The organism is Sporomusa sp., assembly GCF_035561155.1.
Classification (GTDB): domain Bacteria; phylum Bacillota; class Negativicutes; order Sporomusales; family Sporomusaceae; genus Sporomusa.
In genome coordinates, this window is record NZ_DATMYD010000161.1 from 1 (window position 1) to 19,984 (window position 19,984).

General features: G+C 43.8%; 13 protein-coding genes and 2 pseudogenes. All 15 read left to right on the plus strand.

The features are described 5' to 3' along the window. Positions 1-454: 454 nt before the first annotated feature. The 15 genes and pseudogenes from VN447_RS22445 to VN447_RS22515 all read left to right on the plus strand — a co-directional run bounded on the left by VN447_RS22445 (position 455) and on the right by VN447_RS22515 (position 19,783). Entirely contained in the window at positions 455-2,236 is a 1,782-nt protein-coding gene (locus VN447_RS22445; RefSeq protein WP_325528559.1) for a sigma-54 interaction domain-containing protein, read from the plus strand. A 24-nt stretch (positions 2,237-2,260) separates the two neighbouring features. Beyond that, a complete protein-coding gene (gene larA / locus VN447_RS22450; RefSeq protein ID WP_325528561.1) occupies positions 2,261-3,484 on the plus strand; it encodes a nickel-dependent lactate racemase in 1,224 nt (407 codons plus the stop codon). Between the two features lie 479 nt (positions 3,485-3,963). Continuing rightward, on the plus strand, positions 3,964-5,286 hold the full coding sequence (locus VN447_RS22455; RefSeq protein ID WP_325528563.1) for an MFS transporter: 1,323 nt from the start codon (positions 3,964-3,966) through the stop codon (positions 5,284-5,286). A 181-nt stretch (positions 5,287-5,467) separates the two neighbouring features. Beyond that, positions 5,468-6,334, plus strand: coding sequence for an SGNH/GDSL hydrolase family protein (locus VN447_RS22460; RefSeq protein WP_325528565.1), 867 nt, complete (start codon positions 5,468-5,470; stop codon positions 6,332-6,334). 376 nt (positions 6,335-6,710) lie between these two features. Beyond that, positions 6,711-7,835: an alanine dehydrogenase gene (gene ald / locus VN447_RS22465; protein ID WP_325528567.1), complete on the plus strand. Its 1,125-nt coding sequence runs from the start codon at positions 6,711-6,713 to the stop codon at positions 7,833-7,835. Positions 7,836-7,853: 18 nt separating this feature from the next. Next, positions 7,854-9,218, plus strand: coding sequence for an aspartate aminotransferase family protein (locus tag VN447_RS22470; protein WP_325528568.1), 1,365 nt, complete (start codon positions 7,854-7,856; stop codon positions 9,216-9,218). A gap of 39 nt (positions 9,219-9,257) precedes the next feature. After that, a pseudogene (mtbB, locus tag VN447_RS22475) lies at positions 9,258-10,646 on the plus strand ([dimethylamine--corrinoid protein] Co-methyltransferase). A 56-nt stretch (positions 10,647-10,702) separates the two neighbouring features. Then, entirely contained in the window at positions 10,703-11,359 is a 657-nt protein-coding gene (locus tag VN447_RS22480; protein ID WP_325528570.1) for a methyltransferase cognate corrinoid protein, read from the plus strand. Between the two features lie 125 nt (positions 11,360-11,484). Continuing rightward, positions 11,485-12,909 (plus strand): annotated as a pseudogene (gene mttB, locus VN447_RS22485) ([trimethylamine--corrinoid protein] Co-methyltransferase). 41 nt (positions 12,910-12,950) lie between these two features. Then, positions 12,951-14,408: a [trimethylamine--corrinoid protein] Co-methyltransferase gene (mttB, locus tag VN447_RS22490; protein ID WP_325528572.1), complete on the plus strand. Its 1,458-nt coding sequence runs from the start codon at positions 12,951-12,953 to the stop codon at positions 14,406-14,408. A 125-nt stretch (positions 14,409-14,533) separates the two neighbouring features. Then, entirely contained in the window at positions 14,534-15,577 is a 1,044-nt protein-coding gene (locus VN447_RS22495) for a type II glyceraldehyde-3-phosphate dehydrogenase (protein ID WP_325528574.1), read from the plus strand. Then, positions 15,567-16,790 carry an NAD(P)-dependent malic enzyme gene (locus tag VN447_RS22500; protein WP_325528576.1) on the plus strand — a complete coding sequence of 408 codons (1,224 nt, stop codon included), beginning with the start codon at positions 15,567-15,569 and terminating at the stop codon, positions 16,788-16,790. Before VN447_RS22495 ends, VN447_RS22500 begins: the two co-directional genes overlap by 11 nt. A 149-nt stretch (positions 16,791-16,939) precedes the next feature. Then, the gene (locus VN447_RS22505) at positions 16,940-18,199 is read left to right on the plus strand and encodes a phosphoglycerate kinase (protein WP_325528578.1); all 1,260 of its coding nucleotides are present in this window, start codon (positions 16,940-16,942) and stop codon (positions 18,197-18,199) included. Between the two features lie 88 nt (positions 18,200-18,287). Then, a complete protein-coding gene (locus tag VN447_RS22510) occupies positions 18,288-19,085 on the plus strand; it encodes a methyltetrahydrofolate cobalamin methyltransferase (RefSeq protein ID WP_325528580.1) in 798 nt (265 codons plus the stop codon). A gap of 62 nt (positions 19,086-19,147) precedes the next feature. Next, positions 19,148-19,783: a corrinoid protein gene (locus VN447_RS22515; protein ID WP_325528582.1), complete on the plus strand. Its 636-nt coding sequence runs from the start codon at positions 19,148-19,150 to the stop codon at positions 19,781-19,783. Positions 19,784-19,984: the final 201 nt, after the last annotated feature.

Genomic DNA, 19,984 nt, shown 5'->3' on the forward strand with positions numbered 1-19,984 from the left:
ATGTGATACTGTATTGGATCAACAGGTAGATCATAAAAATTGAATACGATAGGATGAAAAATTTCATCATCAATGAAATTTTTCATCCTATCGTAATTTTATTTACACCCATTGAATTACTTTCCTAGAGACAATGCCCTCATGGCATGGAACTTGCTTTTAATCAATAACAGAGAATTGAACCTTCAATTTCGAGATATCCATCGGACGAATTAGGATTAAATCGCTTCATATCAAGGTTTATTTTAACTTAGATAACCTGATACTTATTTCAACCATTTAATTTTGGCACGGAAGTTGCTTTAATACTTTGATTATGCGTCGGAACTTGGCATTTTTGGAGTGAAAAAGGAATTTAGACAATAAATTCCGGATAATTTGTTATACAAAAATTGGAAGGAATAATCGGATAGGTGGTGAACTGTTTAGTAAAAAAATAAAAGAGGGGATCGCCATGCTAGATTTGTTAGCTATTGCTTCCCATGACTATGCAGTTTACTCAGATTTAAGTCAATTGGTGGTTAATAACCCTGTAGATTTGCAAGGTAAACGCTACGGGATAATTTTTAACCAAAATATGATTGTATCACTTTTGTCTGTTTGTTGCTTGCAGGCTTTGATGAGGAATGGCATTCTGGAGCAGGAAGAACTAATAAATAGTTCGCAACTTAGGTTTAAAGTTCTACCTTTTTGTGAGCCTTTTGGCAGTATAGAAAATCTAGACTGCGAAGTAATCGTCTTGGTCAACGAGCAAGGTTATCCTACGGGGGTTATCAGTAACGTAGAATCCATAGTAGACTGCGTCAAGTATTTTAACTTTCAAGAATCTGAAGCTAGAAAAACACTGATGGAGTATGAAGCAATTTTTGAATCCCTAGAAGAAGAAATTTTTGTAACTGATCAACAGGGAATTATCCTCAGGTTAAATCCTGCTTCTGAAAGAGTTTTTGGACTTAAGAAGCAGGATCTTATTGGTAAACATGTTTCTGAGCTCGTTAAAAGAAACATTATTTCAGCAAGTACCACCGAAGCTGTATTAGAACAAAAATGCAGAGTGAATATGATGCAAGACATGATGATATCAGGCAAAAAAGTTATTGGAACTGCTATTCCCATTTTGGACGAAGTAGGTCAACTTGTTCGTGTAGTAAGTACCTCAAAAGACATCGATCAGATTAATCGTCTAAAGTCAGAATTGGATAAAAAGAAAACTGAATTAGGACTGCGGGATCAAGAACTAGACCTGCTAAGAAGTGAAATTTTTTCTCGAGTAAAATTTGTTTATGCCAGTGATGCGATGAATTCGATCAAAGATCGGATTCTTAGAATTGCAGATACTGATTTAAGCGTGTTAATCCACGGCGAATCCGGAGTGGGTAAGGAAGTCATTGCCAAGGCTATTCATTATGCAAGTAAGCGTAAGAACAAGCCTTTTGTCAAGATCAACTGCGGGTTAATCCCCGAGAACCTTCTTGAATCCGAGCTTTTTGGCTATGAACGGGGTGCTTTTACGGGTGCAGACAAGAACGGGAAAATAGGAAAGGTTGAGCTTGCAAATGGAGGGACGCTTTTCCTTGATGAGATTGGGGAGATGCCTCTAATGCTGCAAGTTAAATTATTAGAATTTTTGCAGGATAAAACAATTTGCCGAGTAGGGGGTACCCGCTCTATTCCGATCGAGACCAGAGTTCTAGCTGCAACGAATTGTAATTTGCAGGACATGGTCACAGAAAAGTTGTTTCGTCAAGACTTATATTATCGTCTGAATATTATGACTATCAAGATACCTGCTCTAAGAGAACGTAAAGAAGATATTGATATTTTAGTTGAATTCTTTAAGCAAAGGATCAATAAGAAATACGGTATAGCGAAACGTATTTCTCCAGAGCTAAAGAAGGCTTTGTATGATTATGATTGGCCGGGAAATGTAAGGGAATTAGAGCATGTAGTTGAACGACTTATGGTGGTTAGTGACTCAGATGTCGTGAGTTTAGATAATATAGAGGATCAATTAGAAATTAAATCTAAAGAACAAAAAGCTTCGTTACCTCAAATCGTGCCTTTAAAAGCTGCAAAGGCCAAGGTAGAAGAAGAATTAGTACGGGTTGCGTATGCAAAATGCCATTCAACTTATAAGGCGGCAGAAATGCTTGAGGTAGACCAATCGACGATCGTAAAGTTAATAAAAAAATACAAGATAAAAGAACGTCTATCCCATCTTAGTCTAGGTAGTTAAAGATGAATACGGGGGAGCTAAGTAATGAATTGCGTAAACTTTGGTAAGTCAGTTTTACCTATTCCATCCAAGTTCTTCGGTAAGGCTGAGTGGTTAATTCCCAAGGAAGACCCCATTCCTTTGCTGAACGTTCAACATGCTGTAATAGAAGCTTTAAGGTCTCCGATCGGGAGTAAACCCTTAAGGGAAAAAGTAAAAATTGAGGATAGAATTGCTATCATTGTAAGCGATATCACACGCCCCGTACCGACAGCTCAAATCTTACCTCCCTTATTAGATGAACTACGATCATGTGGAATACCGGTTGAAAAAATAACAATAATTTTTGGTTTGGGGATTCATCGGTCAATGACGACTGCAGAGAAAGCCCAAGTTTTAGGTGAAGAGGTATTCTTAAATTATCGCGCGATTGAACCCCAGGAATATGTTTGCCTGGGAGAAACAACACGAGGTACGCCGATCGAAGTTTGCAGGGAGGTAGCCGAGGCTGATTTTGTTATTCTAACGGGAAATATCGAATACCATTATTTTGCTGGTTATAGCGGTGGGTATAAAGCTTTAATGCCTGGCGTTTCAACAAAAAAAGCGATTCAAAATAATCATAAAATGATGCTTCATCCTAAGGCAGCTATTGGAACTACCGATGAAAATCCTGTTCGGAACGATATTGAGGAATTTGGACGAGTCCTTCCCAACACTTTTTTGTTGAATGTCCTGCTCGGCACTCAAAAAGAAGTAACACATGTTCTTGCAGGGGACCCGATTCTCGCCCATCGTGTAGGTTGTGGGATACTTGATCAGTATTTTAAAGTGCGCGTCCCCAAAGCGGCTGATCTAATAATTGTGAGTTCAGGAGGGTATCCCAAGGACATTAATCTTTACCAAGCGCAAAAGGCCTTAGAAAATGCAGCAAGGGTTACGAAAGAAGGTGGTACTATTGTTTTGGTAGCAGAGCTAAAAGAAGGGTTTGGGGAAGAAACGTTTAAGCAGTGGTTAGAGAACTGCAAATCTACAGAAGAAATACTTGCGAGGATTCAGAAGGAATTTGTCTTAGGTGGACATAAAGCAGCAGCAATAGCTATGTTACTTAAGAATTATAATATTTATCTTTTATCCACGCTCCCCGCAGAATCAGTCAGGAACGTATTTTTAAAACCTCTTGATAATCTTTCTGACCTACCTGTGAAGGAAGCGGATATCATCTATATTTTGCCCTATGGGAATCAAACATTGCCTGAATTACAATAAACAACAGATAGAGAAGTGAGCCACCCCGGGCACACCAAAGCTTGTTTTCAAGCAGACAAATCAGGGCCACATAGGCATGGAAAATGAAAGCCAAGACTCCACTTTGTTGAGGGTCTTGGCTTTTTTTAAACAGATAGAATCGTGCGACCGGGATGAAAAAAATCATCAATTATGAAAATTTTCATCCTACGTTACAGAAAGTACTTGCTCTAGTGCGTGTTACGTCTTGTTTTCGTTTCTTGATCAAGTCAAAACTGCCCGTAAATAAAGCGCATGCAACAGAGTGTGAAGAATATTTAAATTATTCTATTATATTGGCTCGATCTGGTATGGAAATTGCTCTTATTAGGTATGCGACGGTCAAGTACAAAGAAAGGGGGACTGCGTATGCGTGAACACATTAGAGCTGTGGACCATTTTTTGTAGAGATGCAGTGCTCAAATACCTAAGGAGGCTTATGAAAAAAAGGAGATGAGAATATGGCAATATCCAAGTCAGTTGAAGATGCCCCGTTGACGCCATATCTAAAAAAACTAACTCTTTTTGCAAGTGGTGGAACCTTTTTGGATGGGTATATCTTAGTTATTATTGGAGTAGCACTTGCTCAATTAGGACCCGAACTTCAGCTTGATGCATTTTGGACTGCAATGATTGGGGTATCTGCTCTTGTAGGACTTTTTATCGGAACTTCACTTTTTGGATATGTGACAGATATTTTAGGGCGACAGCTCATGTTCACTATTGATATTATAGCGATAGTCATTGTTTCAATCGCAACAATGTTCATTACTACCCCGCTGGAACTTGTTGTCTTACGGTTTCTCATCGGAATTGTCGTAGGGGCAGATTATCCGATTGCTACTTCCCTCGTCGCTGAATTTACGCCCCGTAAGTATAGAGCGATGGCGATGGGATTCATAGCAGCAGTATGGTATGTCGGAGCAACTTGCGCGGACATAGTTGGATACTTTCTGATTGATGTGTCTGGTGGTTGGCGGTGGATGCTTGGAAGTTCAGCCATTTTTGCTTTGGCACTCCTAGTAGGTCGTATTGGAACACCAGAATCGCCCCGCTGGTTAGTTATGAAGGGGCGTGTCGATGAAGCACGGGACGTTGTAAAAAAGGTATTTGGTCCTGATGCAGAACTTGATTTGACTGAAGAGCGAGTAGAAAAGGTTCGATATAGCAGATTATTCACAGAGGGATATCTATCAAGAGTTATCTTTGTAGGTACAATCTGGATGTGCCAGGTCGTGCCGATGTTTGCGATCTATACATTTGGCCCTCAGATTTTGGATGGTTTTGGTCTGGGAACAGGGAAGCTTGCATTCTTTGGTGATATAGCAATTAGCTTGTTCTTCTTAGCCGGCTGTATCCCTGCCATGTACTGGCTAGAGTCTATGGGCAGACGACCCTTGTGTATTTGGAGCTTCGTAGTCATGTTTGTATCATTGCTCCTTCTGGGAATATTCCCCGCTGCACCTCTATGGATTATAATCGCTTTATTCGGAATATACGCCTTCTTTTCCGGCGGCCCTGGGATTCTACAATGGCTTTATCCCAATGAGCTTTTTCCAACTGAGATTAGAGCTTCGGCTGTCGGTGCAGCAATGGCCCTGAGCCGGGTGGGGACAGTCGCCGGTATATATGGTTTACCGTTTTTATTAGCTAAGTACGGAATCGGAGCAACAATGTTCGCTGGAGCAGCAGTTACACTCCTTGGCTTGATTATATCAATAACTATGGCTCCAGAGACCAAAGGACAGACGCTTGCTCAATCAAGCTCTGTCAAAACAATGTAATAGTTGCAAGTAAAAGTAATGTAGCCAACCTCTTCAACAGGAAGGCTACATTACTTTTATAGATTGCCCACTATGGCACTTGATGAAATTATTCATTTTGATGAATAATTTCATTAGCTAACCGCTGTTAGAATCGAGTTTCCAAAGGAAACGGATGTCGTTTTTTACTTGGAGGAAAAAGATGAAAGCGGAGTTGATGAGTAAAATGATGAGTAATAAGAGAAGTTTGATGGTAGTGTGCCTCTTTACCGTGACCATAATCCTTTGGGCATATCTTCCACAGACTGCGTCGGCGGAAGGCGAGTTTACCAAAATCGTAGTTTTTGGTGATAGCTGGTCCGATAATGGGTTTGATGACGGCTACGGTTTTAGATATTATTCAAATGGAAAGCTATGGTACGAATATCTCGCCAATATGTTGGGCGTCAAGTCTGTTGAAGGCAGAGCGTGGGGCGGCGCTTTATCAGGTCAAGGCAACTATAATTCGCCGGCAAAGACCTGGTCCGGCTTACTCTGGCAGGTTCAGGGTTATACTCCTGATTTGGAAACGGGACAGACCCTTTTTGCGATCGAAATCGGCATTAATGATCTACATGATCCGTCCATGAAAATACCCCCGAGCGCTGTTGTAGAAAACGTGCGGAAAGCTATGGTGGATCTTATCGGCAAGGGTGCAAAACATATCATAGTTTGGAACCTTCCTGCGTCGATAACCTTTCCAGGGTATACTAGCGAAAAATACGAGTGGTATTCATACTATGCTCCTAAACTGAATGATGCAAAAGCACAATTTGTGAAATATAATGAACTGATCGCAGTAGCCGTGGCTGCTGAAGCCCAGAATCATGCCGATGTCAAGATTTATTTCTATGATACTGATAATGGCATGAAGGAGATCCATAAGAAGTTCCAAAGCACTACCACAAAGTGGGGCGGTTCGTATCTTTATCCCAACCCCGGAGAGTATATGTGGTATGATGAGTGGCATTTAATGACTGAAACCCACAAGTATATTTCAGAACAAGTCTATGATTTGTTGCAAAAATAGGTTTCAGAGACCAACGGGTAGACGCTTGCAGAATCGAGTTCTGTCAAAACAATACAATAGTCGTATAAGTGAAAAAAATGTAGCTAACCTCTTCAAAGGCTGGCTACATTTTTTTTACAGATCGACCACTACGGGATTTGATGAAATTATTCATTGTAATGAAAAATTTCATCATCTGACTTTATATAGAATGGAGTTTTCAAAGACAATCGACTAATGTGGGTGTTTAAAAGGTGCAGTAATTAGCTTGTTATCCCTGAATAAACAGACTTTCAATCACAAATAACCTAATTTTCTAGTTTGCATGATATTGGCATGGAATTTGCTTTATCTAAAGAATAAGAGCAAGTTATTCAAAACTTAAGGAGGAAGTTTCATGATCATAGGAGTGCCCAAGGAGATAAAAAACAACGAAAACCGTGTAGCCCTGACACCTGCAGGCACAAAGGCTTTAACAGATGCGGGACATCAAGTGGTTGTCGAGAACAATGCGGGCTATGGGAGCGGGATTTCAAATGATGCTTACGTTGCCGCAGGGGGGCAAATCGTAACAGCCGCAGCACAGGTCTTTAGTCAAGCAGATATGATCATTAAAGTTAAAGAACCGCAACCCTCAGAATACAAGTTCTTTAGAAAAGGGCAAATCTTATTCACGTATTTGCACCTGGCACCGGAACCGGAATTGACAAGAGCCTTAATGGAGACAAAGGTAACAGGTATTGCTTATGAGACCATTCAACTGGACAATGGGGCTTTGCCACTGCTTACCCCAATGAGCGAAGTTGCTGGCAGAATGTCTGTTCAAGTTGGCAGTCATTACTTAGAGAAACACGCCGGCGGGAAAGGGATGCTTCTAGGAGGGGTACCTGGGGTACCAGCTGCTGAAGTCGTGATCATCGGCGGGGGAATAGTCGGTACAAACGCTGCGAAAATGGCGATGGGCTTGGGAGCGCATGTCACGATTATTGATAAGAGTGTAGATAGACTTCGCTACCTGGATGATATCTTTGCTAACCGAATTTCAACCTTGATGTCCAACAGTTATAATATTGCAGCCGCAGTTCAAAGGGCTGACTTACTCGTTGGGGCAGTTCTTATTCCGGGGGCTAAAGCTCCTCACTTAGTCACAGAGCAAATGGTGAGAACCATGGAACCCGGCTCCGTGATTGTAGATGTAGCAATCGACCAAGGGGGTTCGATCGAAACGATCGATCGTGTGACAACTCATGATAATCCAGTCTATGAAAAATTTGGTGTGATCCATTATTCAGTAGCTAATATGCCAGGAGCTGTTGCCAGGACTTCAACCTATGCCTTAACCAACGCGACCTTGGATTACGCTTTACAGCTTGCGAATAAAGGGCTTAGAACGGCCATCTGCGAGAATAAGGCTTTAGCAAAGGGACTAAATACTTACGACGGTCAACTCGTCTATCCGGCAGTTGCCGAAGCGCTAAATTTAGAGTATATCCCTTTAGATCGCGTTATAGCCGATTTTTAAGTTATGGAGGGGATAAGCATGTATTCTGAAGACAAAATTGCAGAAATGAAACAGGATGACTTAAAGTATCATCTTCATGCAACCAGTTCTATCACGGACATGGAGGCCTGGGGTGGTCCACGGATTATCGCCGAAGCAGTCGACCACATTCGTGTAAAGAGTGTTGAGGGGAAAACGTATATTGATTGCGGTGCCGGACTCTGGCTCAACGATGTAGGCTTTGGTAGAAAAGAATTAGGCGAAGCAGCAAGAGTGCAAATGGAGAAGCTTTCCTATCTCCAATCCTTTAACGGATATTCACACCCTGGAGTAATCGAACTGGCTAAGAAGGTTGCCAATATGGTTCCGCTCGACGAAGCCAAGATCTTTTTTACAAGCGGTGGTTCAGAATCCAATGATACGGCCTATAAACTCGCTCGGGTTTACTGGTATCTAAAGGGCCAACCCCAAAAAAATCATATTATTGGGCGAACGAAAGCCTATCATGGAGTCTCCTACGGAGCAGTCAGTGCAACGAGCCTGCCAGGTTTCTGGGATGGATTCAGACCACTCGTTCCCAATTTTGAGCATATCGGACATCCTCATTGTTATTTCTGTGCTTGGGGGAAAAAAGAGGGGAATTGTAGTTTGGAATGCGCGGATGCTCTGGAGCAAAAGATCTTAGAGCTAGGTCCGCACAACGTTGCTGCCTTTACGGCTGAACCGATCATTGGGACCGGCGGGGCTATTGTTCCACCAGATAGATACTATCAAAAGATCAAGGAGATTTGTGAGGAATACGATGTCCTCTTTATCGCCGATGAAGTCATATGCGGCTTCGGTCGTACTGGCAAAATGTTTGGGATTGAACATTGGGGTGTGAAACCAGACATCATGATGCTGGCAAAAGGGATTACGAGCGGCTATTTCCCGGTTGGGGCAGTAGCTCTCTCGGGGGAAGTTTATGAACCCATTCATAAGTTTGGAACCTTCAAACACGGTTATACCTATAGCGGGCATCCCGTAGGTTGTGCAGTTGCTCTAAGAAACCTGACCATAATTGAGGAGGAAAATTTAGTAGCAAATGCAGCTGAAAAGGGTGAATTATTACGCTCTAAGATCAGGGAGTTAGGCTTACCCTGTATCGGAGAGGTTCGTGGTAAGGGGCTGATGAATGCTGTCCAGTTGGTCAGAGATCCTGACACCCATACAATTTTTGACGCTAAAGTAGGTTTCGCGAATCTCGTTTCAATGATTGCCTGGGAAAACGGCCTAATGCTAAGACCCTTAATTGATGATGGGTTACAACTTTCACCGACCTTAGTCATTACTGAAGCAGATATTGATGAGCTTGTTGAGAAAATGGCCGTTTCGATCAAAGAGGCCTATCGGCGGATAATTTAAAACTCTGGTTTTAGGAACAAGGACAGGAGGATAGGTAGTATGAGCAAATTTTTTACCCGTATGGGGGATGGTTCAGCCATATGGATGACTGAAAAAGAAATCCGGGCTGACTTAGAAAAAGGAATGAAAGATGCCTCCCTGAGAGGGAAGATTCCGGCACTTACCGATGAAGAAATGGAACACCTGTATGAGATTATTACTGCTCCCAATAAGGTGGTCAGTGTCGAACGGGGAAATGAGGTCGTCCATAGTTTTGATGCAGGGACTCTGAAACTTGGGCTTAGAGGAGGTATCCCGGTCGACCGCGTAGCAACAGTCTTAGCCCATGAGCGGGCGATGTGTTCAGATACGATGGAGTTGGCACATCCTGACTATAGCTTTAAGCCGGTTAAAGCCATTGCTCATGAAGAACGGCAAGTTCTTGAGCAAATTCAGTTGAATACGATTATACCGGTCTTATATGGAGCCATGCCTAATGTTGGCCTTTACACAAAACCCGATGGCCCAATTGACAACTGGGCGGAACTGTTACCGCTGGCCAAGATCAAAGAGGCTCAAGCTGCCCAGGAAGAAGCAATGGAACATGCGATCAATGACATGGTTTATGTCTCAGATATCATGTATGAGGGCGGAGCCGATGGAATCAATTTTGACTCTGTTGGGGCATCTGGAGACGCCGATTTTCTCGCTACTCTCCGGGCGATTGAACTTCTCAAAACTAAGTTTCCCGATATGGAGATTGAAGTGGGGATGGCAGGTGAATTCGTCTTAGGTATGCATGGCGAGCTAAAATATGATGGCTCTCGCCTCGCCGGAATGTACCCGCATCAGCAAGTGAAAATGGTAGAAAAAGCCGGGGGTACTATTTTTGGGCCTGTTATCAACACGAATAGCAGTAAAACCTTTCCCTGGAATTTAGCCCGGGCGGTAACCTATGTCAAAGCCTGTGCTGAAGCAGCAAGCATACCCATTCATCCCAATGCCGGCATGGGTGTTGGCGGGATACCCTTAACCAATACTTGCCCCATGGATTGTATGTCGCGTGCCTCGAAAGCGCTGGTGGAAATAGGCAAGGCAGATGGGCTCTAGATTGGTCATGGAGATACTTATGCAATGGCCTTTGGGCACGAAATGGCTTCAGGAATGGGCGGTATCCGAACCTCCGGAGATCTGGTGGCGAGGGTCATGCTTAAAGGGAAAAAGATCAATGAAGCCAAACAGTATGTAGCCCAAAAGCTAGGCATATCCACGTTTGACCTCGCAGATGAGGCGTTGATGAAAGAACTGAGGGAAGAACTGAATATTGGTCATGTGTTGGCGCGTCCCGGGGCAGCCATAGGTATGGAAGCCAAGCTACGTATCGCCAAACTGCTGGATATTCAAATTAACTCAGTTCAACGATTCCTTTCCAAATCAGGATTAGGTTAAGGGTAGTACCCTTCGACGTAAAAGGTTTCTAATACAATCTCAAGGAGGTCCAAGAAATGAGTTTGGAAAATTATATTTCTGAAGCCATAGATGCTGTAATTAATTGTGATCCACCGAAGGCTGCCGAGATTGCGACTCAAGCATTGGCTGAAGGCTGCGACCCGGTACAGCTTCTGAGCGAGGGCTTTAGTGTAGGAATTAGAGAAATGGGGGAAAAATTCGGGCAAGGTGAAGTATTTCTTCCTCAATTGATATTAGCGGCTGAAACGATGAAGGCAGCAACCGGCATACTGGAAGCCGCCCTCAAAGCACAAGGCGAAATGCCTGTCAAAGGAACCATGATTATAGCCACTGTAGAAGGAGACCTTCACGACATAGGCAAAGGAATTGTCATATCGATGCTAAGTACTCAAGGCATCAAAGTTATTGACTTGGGGAGAGATGTTAAGACAGACAAAATCATTCAGGCAGCTATTGATCATAACGCCGATATTATAGGCACATGTGCGCTTCTAACAACCACGATGATGGCTCAAAAGAAATTGGAAGACGAACTGCATCGCAGAAATTTGCGTCAGCAGTTTAAGACAGTTGTTGGTGGTGCACCTTGTACCCAGCGTTGGGCCGATAAAATTGGAGCCGATGCTTATGCCGAGGATGCAGCAGAGGCTCTGACTAAAGTCTTAGAATTATTAAAAACCAAAGCTTTGTAAGAATTAAGCTCTAGGGTATTAAATGAGGTAACTAGAGAGGGAAAAGATTCAACTCAGAAGGAGGTGTCCCGATGGGGAGAGCAATTCAGGCGGGCGTAGCGAAACTTGAGGGCATTGGTCTTAATATGTTCACTGAAGAAGACCTTTACGCGATCCACTGTGCGACTCTTGATGTACTGGAACATACAGGCATCCAGGTATATAGCCAAGAGGCAAGGGATATATTTGATGGTGGCGGAGCCTTTGTTGATCAGAAGACTAACATGGTAAAGATTCCTCCGTATATTGTGGAGCAGGCCATTCGAACCGCTCCAAGGGCTATTTTGATGGCGGGGAGAAACCCCAAGCATGATTATGTTGTCGGTGGTAAAAAAGTAGGTTTTTTAGACTTCGGTGAAGGGCTTCGGATTATCGATCCCTATACCCGAAAATATCGTACAACGACGAAAAAAGACGTAGCAGATACAGCGCGGGTTTGTGATGCTTTGGATCAAATCGTAGTTTATAACCGTGCAGTTGGTGCAGATGAACAGCCTGCTGAAGTTCAAACCCTGCATAATGCCGAAGCCATTTTTCCCAATACTTCGAAGCACTGCTTCGTTGGTGCAGGCAATGTAAAAAATTTCCGCAAAATTGTAGATATGGCTGCGGCCATTGTTGGTGGCAAGCAAAAATTGAAAGAACGGCCCATTTATAGCATTATTGTTTGTCCCACGAGCCCGCTGAAACTGACTCCGGATTGCACGGATATTATTATTGAGGCGGCACGGCTCGGGGTCACCTGTAATATTCTTTCAATGGCTATGGCTGGTGCAACATCTCCCGTGACATTGGCAGGAACCCTGGTTACTCATAACGCAGAAGTTCTTGGGGGAATCGTACTAAGTCAATTGACTCAGCCAGGGGCTAAAGTAATCTACGGAAGCTCTACGACGATTATGGATTTAAAATTTACGACAGCCCCGGTAGGGTCTCCCGAACTGGGCATGATTAACGCCGCTGTCGCGAAATTGGCGCAGTATTATCTGCTGCCTAGTTTCGTAGCAGGCGGATAGGCAGACAGTAAGCTTCCTGATTCACAAGCAGCTCATGAAAAGACCATTACAGGACTTCTCACGGCTTTAGCGGGAGCCAATCTAATTTATGGCTTAGGTATGCTAGAGCTTGGGAAGACGTTTGATTACGCTCAATTGGTCATGGACAATGAAATGGCACGAATGATCAATAAGGCGGTAACCGGGATTCCAGTCAATGACGAGTGTCTGGCAGTGGACGTCATCAAAGAGGTAGGTGCCTCCGGTGAATTCCTAAGCCACCAACACACTTATCGTCATTTTAAGACTGAGCAGTCTCAAAGTAAGTTAATTGACCGGCGGATGCGTGATGGCTGGTTGGAGCTGGGCGGCAAAGATATGACCGAAAGAGCCTATGAAGAGGCAATTTATTTACTGGAGAATCATAAGCCTGACCCACTTCCCGAAGGGGTTTTGAAAACCATTCACACCATCGTCGAGGAAGCAGAACAAGAATATGGAGTCAAGCGCAAATAGACTGGATAAGGATTTAAGAGTCGGGAGGTACGGTGATAGGCATGGAATTATTATCCGGATTCGGAATGCAGACTTTAACTCAAGCTCAACTAGAGATCATCCATAGTGCCACTCTCAGGGTTTTTTGGAACACTGGTATAAAGGTTGAGAGCAAAGAGGCTGCTGACATATTAGCTGCAGCAGGATGTACGGTTGAACGTCACGGGAGCTATGCCCTTGTTAAAGTTCCTGCGCATGTTGTAGAAGAGTGTATACAAGCTGCACCTCGCACTGCAATTTATTATGGAAGAATTCCCGAAGCCGACTTCATAGCAGAACCCAATAGAGTGGGCCATAGCACTTTCGGCGAGTGTATTCAAATTATTGATCCGGTTACCCGTCAAGTGAGGAAATCGACGAAAAAGGATCTTGGGCAGGTCACGTTAGTTTGTGACTACTTAGATGAAATAAGCGTGATGGAAAGGCCCCTGTGTTCAGGTGACCAAAATCCAGCAACCCAACCCCTGCATAATCTGGAAGCCATGTTGTCGAATACGGCGAAGCACATATTCATTGGGGCGGGGGGAAATGCGCGAAATTGCAGCAAGATGGTTGAGATGGCGGCAGCTTCCATTGGCGGCAGCGAGAATTTTCGTAAACGCCCCAACTTGACTATCTTTGTTTGTCCGACGAGTCCGCTTATGCTTGTCAAGGAGTGCTGTGAAGTTATTATCGAGGCTGCCAGGAGAGGAGCAGGCGTAGCCATTATTCCCATGGCTTTGGCGGGGGCAACATCTTCGGTAACATTGGCCGGAACACTGATTACCCATAATGTCGAAGTGCTTAGTGCTTTAATTCTTGCCCAATTAACCGTTAAAGGAACGACCTGCACGTATTGTTCGATGAGTACGATTATGGATCTCAAAAGGATGGTGAGTGCAGTAGGTGCTCCCGAACATGGGATACTTAGTGCCGGAGCTGTTAAATTGGCTCAATTCTACCGGTTACCCAGTTGGGTTGGCGGCGGAGTATCCGATAGTAAGCTTCCCGATGCGCAAAGTGGGTATGAATACACCATGAATGCGTTACTCGGTTCGCTAGCTGGTGCCAATATCGTTTATGGGGCAGGAGCGTTAGAAATGGGACTCACCATTGACTATGCCAAGTTAGTTATGGATGCGGAAATGATTCGTTATATTCATACAATTTTAAGAGGGTTTGATTTCTCGGAAGACGCCTTGGCATTGGACTTGATTCATCAAGTGGGCCCAAGCGGAGAATTCCTGACTTCTGAGCATACTCATCGTCATATGCGGGAGCAATCGCAACCTAAATTATTCGACAGAAGAACTCGCGATGCATGGAAAGAGCTAGGGGGCAAAGAGGTTACCGAAAGGGCATATGAGGAAGCAATTCGTATCATGAGTACTCATAAACCGGCTCCTCTACCCAGTGGAGCAGCAGAGACCATACATCAAATCATTTTTGATTATGAGTCGGAACTTGGCATTATAAAGTAGACTTAGCCTCGTTAGTCGCCCTTATCCAGGGGCTTAGCTCCCACTTGTATACCCTAAAGGGCACAGGAAAGATGGGAGTCTTAGAGCAGGTTAGTCATCGGATAAAAAAATAAGGGGTGAATGAAGTGGTCAAAGTAGGCGTAGTTGGTTACGGAGTTATCGGGCAGAGGTTAGCAGACGGAGTTGACCTCCAGGAGGATATGGAGTTAGTAGGAGTGGCTGATGTGGCGCCAACTCTGGCGGTAAGGGCTTTAAAAGAAAAAGGCATGCCGTACAGGTTTTATAATTCTTTGCCAGAAAACCAGAAACTGCTGGAAGAAGCAGGTATTCCGGTATCGGGTACTCTTGAAGATTTAATCAAGTCGGTCGATATTGTATTAGATGCCACTAGCGCCGGGGTAGGTGCTAGAAACAAAGAGCTATATCAAAAGCACAATGTTAAAGCCGTTTTTCAGGGCGGTGAAAAAAACAGTGTGGCTGATGTGTTCTTTCATGGCTACGCCAACTATGAACAGGGGGTTAACAAACAGTTTTTAAAGCTAACCTCCTGTAACACCACTGGATTAATCCGGGCTGTAGATTGTCTGGACAGACAGGTGGGAATTGAAAAGGTTGCTATCACTATAATTAGACGGGTAGCTGATCCCGGAGACTATCACCGTGGTTTGACCAATGCGTTACAGATGGATAAAGCTCCAAGCCACCAGGCTATTGATCTTATGACTATCATGCCACAGGTGCAGGCTACTGGTATACTTGTCCATACCCCTGTTACTCATGGTCATATCATCACTGTAGTAGCAACCCCCAAAAGGAAGATAAATAAAGAAGCGGTGCTGCAGTATTTTCGTGCGCACCCCCGCATTAGAGTGGTACGGCTAGAGGACGGCTTTTTAGGCAATGCCTCACTGTTTAGATATGCCCGGGATTTAGGCAACCCAAGAGGAGATATGTATGAAATAGCCGTTTGGGAAGAGGCCATTGTAAATTCAGGTGATGATATTATGTTTGCTATTAATATTCCCCAGGAAGCGGTCGTAATTCCTGAATCAATTGACGCCATAAGAGCCGCGCTGGGTATGCAGGCTGACATGGAAAGCGGCGTAGGCCTTACCAATAAACATCTGGGGATGGGTAGATGGCAAAAAGGAGTAGATCATGGACTATAATCAGGAAGCATTACGAGTGCATAAGGAAAACAGAGGAAAAATGGCAATAGCCAGCAAGGTAGCCCTTAAAACCAAGGATGATTTATCCATTGGTTATACCCCCGGCGTGGCTGAACCCTGCCGGCAGATTCATAAAGACAAGAACCTGGCCTATGACTATACCATTAAAGGCAATTATATCGGGGTGGTTACTGATGGCACAGCTGTTCTTGGTTTAGGAGATATTGGTCCGGAAGCAGCACTGCCGGTAATGGAGGGCAAATGTATTCTTTTCAAAGAATTTGGCGGTGTGGATGCCGTGCCTTTATGTGTGGCGACCAAGGATCCGGATGAAATTGTTGATCTGATTACAAAGCTAGGCCCAGCCTTTGGTGGTTTCAATCTGGAAGACATTGGCGCTCCGCGTTGTTTCGAAATAGAGCGAAAACTAAAAGAAAAGATGGATATCCCGATTTTTCATGATGACCAGCATGGGACTGCAGTGGTGGTGCTGGCTGCACTTATCAATGCTCTGCGGGTTTTAAAAAAGGATTTTGCTGATTTGGAGGTAGTCATCAGCGGGGCCGGAGCCGCTGGGATAAGTGTTACCTGGCTGCTGAAGGCGGCCGGTGTCAAAAACGTTGTCTTATGTGACACAAAAGGAGCTATCTATCTTGGCCGCAAGGAAGGCATGAACCCTGAGAAGGAGCTTATGGCCAAAGAGACCAACAAGAACAATGAAAAGGGTTCCTTGAAAGATGTACTTGCAGGCAAAGATGTGTTTATTGGTGTGTCTGGGCCGGGGACAGTGACCCAGGAAATGATTAAACAAATGAACAAAGATGCTATTGTTTTTGCTATGGCCAATCCAATTCCGGAGATTTTTCCTGAGGAGGCTAAGGCAGCAGGTGCCGGAATTGTAGGCACTGGACGGTCAGATTACCCGAATCAGATTAATAACAGCTTGGCTTTCCCCGGTATTTTCCGTGGAGCGCTGGATGTCAGAGCGAAAGATATCAATGAGGAAATGAAAATTGCAGCAGCCCGGGCTATTGCCGATATGATACCTGCTTCAGAATTGAGTAAGGAAAATCTTTTGCCTAAGTCATTTGATAAAAATGTGGGGCCCAGGGTAGCAGCAGCTGTAGCGCAGGCAGCGGTAGATTCGAATGTGGCTCGCATCCCAAGCACATATGATCAAGAATATGAAAATGCTAAATCCATGATCAAATAGTGACCTACTCCATCTGAAGCTAAGTCTCACTTTACATGGATCATATCTTTGGAAAGCACAAGAGCGGGCATAGTGATTGCCTGCTCTTGTGCAAAAAGCGACTTAGCCAATGAGTATTATGAGGTGGGAGCAAGGGAGGGATATAATCAATGAAGTTCGGCATGTGCACACTCAGTGACTTTGATGTAACAGGAAAGACTGTCCTGTGCAGAGTCGATATAAACCAGCCCATCGACAGGAAGACCGGAACTCTCAAAGATGTTACCCGCATTAAAGGGTGTATTCCTACGTTAAAAGAGCTTTCTGAAAGAAATGCCAAAACAGTTCTGCTGGCCCATCAAGGTGGGGATCTGGAATACAAAAATTATTTTACCACAAAGCCACACGCAAAGATCTTGAGTGATTTCCTAGGTAGAACAGTAAAATTTATTGATGATGTTACCGGACCAGCTGCACGAGAAATGATAAACAACTTAGAAGAAGGCGAGATTCTACTTCTGGACAATGTCAGATTCGTATCGGAAGAGATGACTTTATTTGAAACAAAGCTAAACTTAAATGAAGAAGACCAGAGTAAGACGCAGGTAGTGCAAAAGCTTGCACCACTCGCAGACTTATTTGTGTGTGATGCCTTTGCGGCTGCTCACCGGTCTCAACCATCGCTTGTAGGATTTGAACAGGTACTTCCTTCTGCTATGGGAAGATTGTTTGAAAAAGAATTCAGTGTAATAGCAGATATTATGGAAAGTCCTAGCAGGCCCTGTTTGTTCATATTAGGGGGGGCCAAGATACAGGATGCATTTATGATGATGAACACTGCTTTGAAAAATGGGGTAGCTGACAAAGTATTAACAGGGGGACTAGTCGGCAATATCATGCTTCTTGCAAAAGGAATAGATATAGGTGTTCAATCTACAGATCTTATAAAAAAAATGAACTTGACCGAATATGTAGAAATTGCCCGGGAAATTCTGGACAAATTCAGTAATAAAATCCTGCTTCCTGTAGACTTGGCTTATGTAGAGGGTGACAGGAAAGAAGTTGCTATTGCTGATTTGCCTGTTAAGGACATCTTGGTCGATATCGGTAGTCTAACAGCTAAGACGTACAAAAAAGCAATAAAAGAAGCAAGTACAATTTTTGTAAACGGACCTATGGGCATTTTTGAAAGTGAACCATCAGAACATGGCACAAAAGTCGTATGGGAAGCGCTTGCCGAGTCAGCGGCATACTCCGTTCTTGGTGGCGGGGACAGTATCACGGCTGCAAACAAGTATAAAGTCGAGGAAAGGATTTCCTATATTTGTACTGGTGGTGGGGCATTGATCCGCTTCCTTTCCGGCGAAGAATTGCCGGTAGTAAAAGCATTACGATATGCTGCAAATAAATTCGGATGTGAAGAGCGGTAGTCGTCAGAAGTTCATCAATCAGCGGGATGCGAAGAATAGCGATTGCCTGCAATGAAAGAGTACAGGATATCTTTAGGGGGGGAAAGAGATGTTAATTGTAGGAGAACTCATCAATGCGAGTCGCAAGGCAATTGGTGAAGCCATACGGGCTCAAGATGCAGAGGCCGTTAAAAAGGTAGCAATTGATCAACGCGAAGCTGGTGCGAATTTCATTGATGTAAATGCTGGAATCTTCGTGGGAGAAGAAGCGAAATACCTTCAGTGGCTTGTAAAAACTGTTCAAGAGGCTACTAACGCGCCTTGTTGTATTGATAGTCCGGATCCGCAAGCAGTTCATGCGGCACTATCTGTACATAAAGGTATAGCAATGATTAACTCAATCTCACTGGAAAAGGAACGGTTTGATGCGTTACTGCCAATCATAGCCGGTACCGATTTGAAAGTCGTTGCTCTTTGCATGAGTGATGAAGGAATGCCTGAGACAACCGCACAACGACTCAGTGTTGCAGATCGACTAATCAATGGATTAGTACAAAACAATGTCCCAATAGATAATATCTACGTCGATCCGCTTGTACAACCTGTTGCGACCAACAAAGATTTCGGAATAGAATTTCTCAATGCGATTGCGGCTATTTCCACCGAATTCAAAGGAGTTCACACCATGTGTGGATTGTCAAATATATCCTATGGATTGCCTAACCGTAAATTTATCAACCAAGCCTTTGCAATCATGGCCATTGCTAAAGGTCTCGATGGTCTAATTATCAATCCATTAGATAAACGAATGATGGCAAACCTCATCACAGCAGAAACTTTGGTTGGACGTGATGATTATTGCAGTAACTATCTTCGAGCCTTCCGCTCACAAGTGTTCGAGTTCTAGACTGACCCAGGCATTATAGTGTACGCCTTTAAACTAATAATAAAATCTAAGGGGGGAAAAGAATGGCAACATTAAATGAACTTGCCCAAAGCGTAATTACCGGTAACGTAGATCAGGTAAAAGAACAAGTTAAATCGCTTATTTCCAGTGGAACCGATCCTGTTGAGATCGTCAATCAAGGTTTAATTGCCGGAATGAATGTCGTTGGAGCCCGCTTTAAAGCAGGGGATATGTATGTTCCTGAAGTGTTGATGTCTGCTCGTTCCATGAGTTCTGGTCTCGAATTGGTTAAACCTCTGATTGCTGAAAAAGATATTCAAAGTCGGGGAAAAGTAGTCATAGGTACGGTAAAAGCGGATCTTCATGACATTGGGAAGAATCTTGTGTCGATGATGATGCAAAGCGGTGGTCTTGAAGTGATTGACATCGGCATCGACGTTTCACCGGAAAAGTTTATTGAAGCAGTTAGAGAGCATAATCCGGATATTGTGGGGATGTCAGCTTTGTTGACAACGACGATGCCGGCAATGAAAGACACGATCGAGCTTTTGGAAGAAGAAGGACTTAGAGACAAAGTTAAAGTCATCATTGGGGGAGCGCCGGTATCGCAAGAATTCGCTACTGCGATCGGTGCTGACGGGTATGCTCCTGATGCCGCTACGGCAACAGATCTTTGCAAAGAACTTATTGGCGCGTAAAAAGTGAGGGAACCCAAATCCTCTTTGGGTTCCCTCACTGAATTGAATGATTGGATTAGTATTAGAACTTCGCTTTTTTCCTGGAAGCCTCTTTTTCTTTAGCCTTAATCTCAGTGGTTTCGGCTTCAGCTTCTTTAACAATTTCTTGGAGTTGCCGCTGAATACTCTCGGGTAGTGGGCTTGGATTCTTGAAGTTTTCGA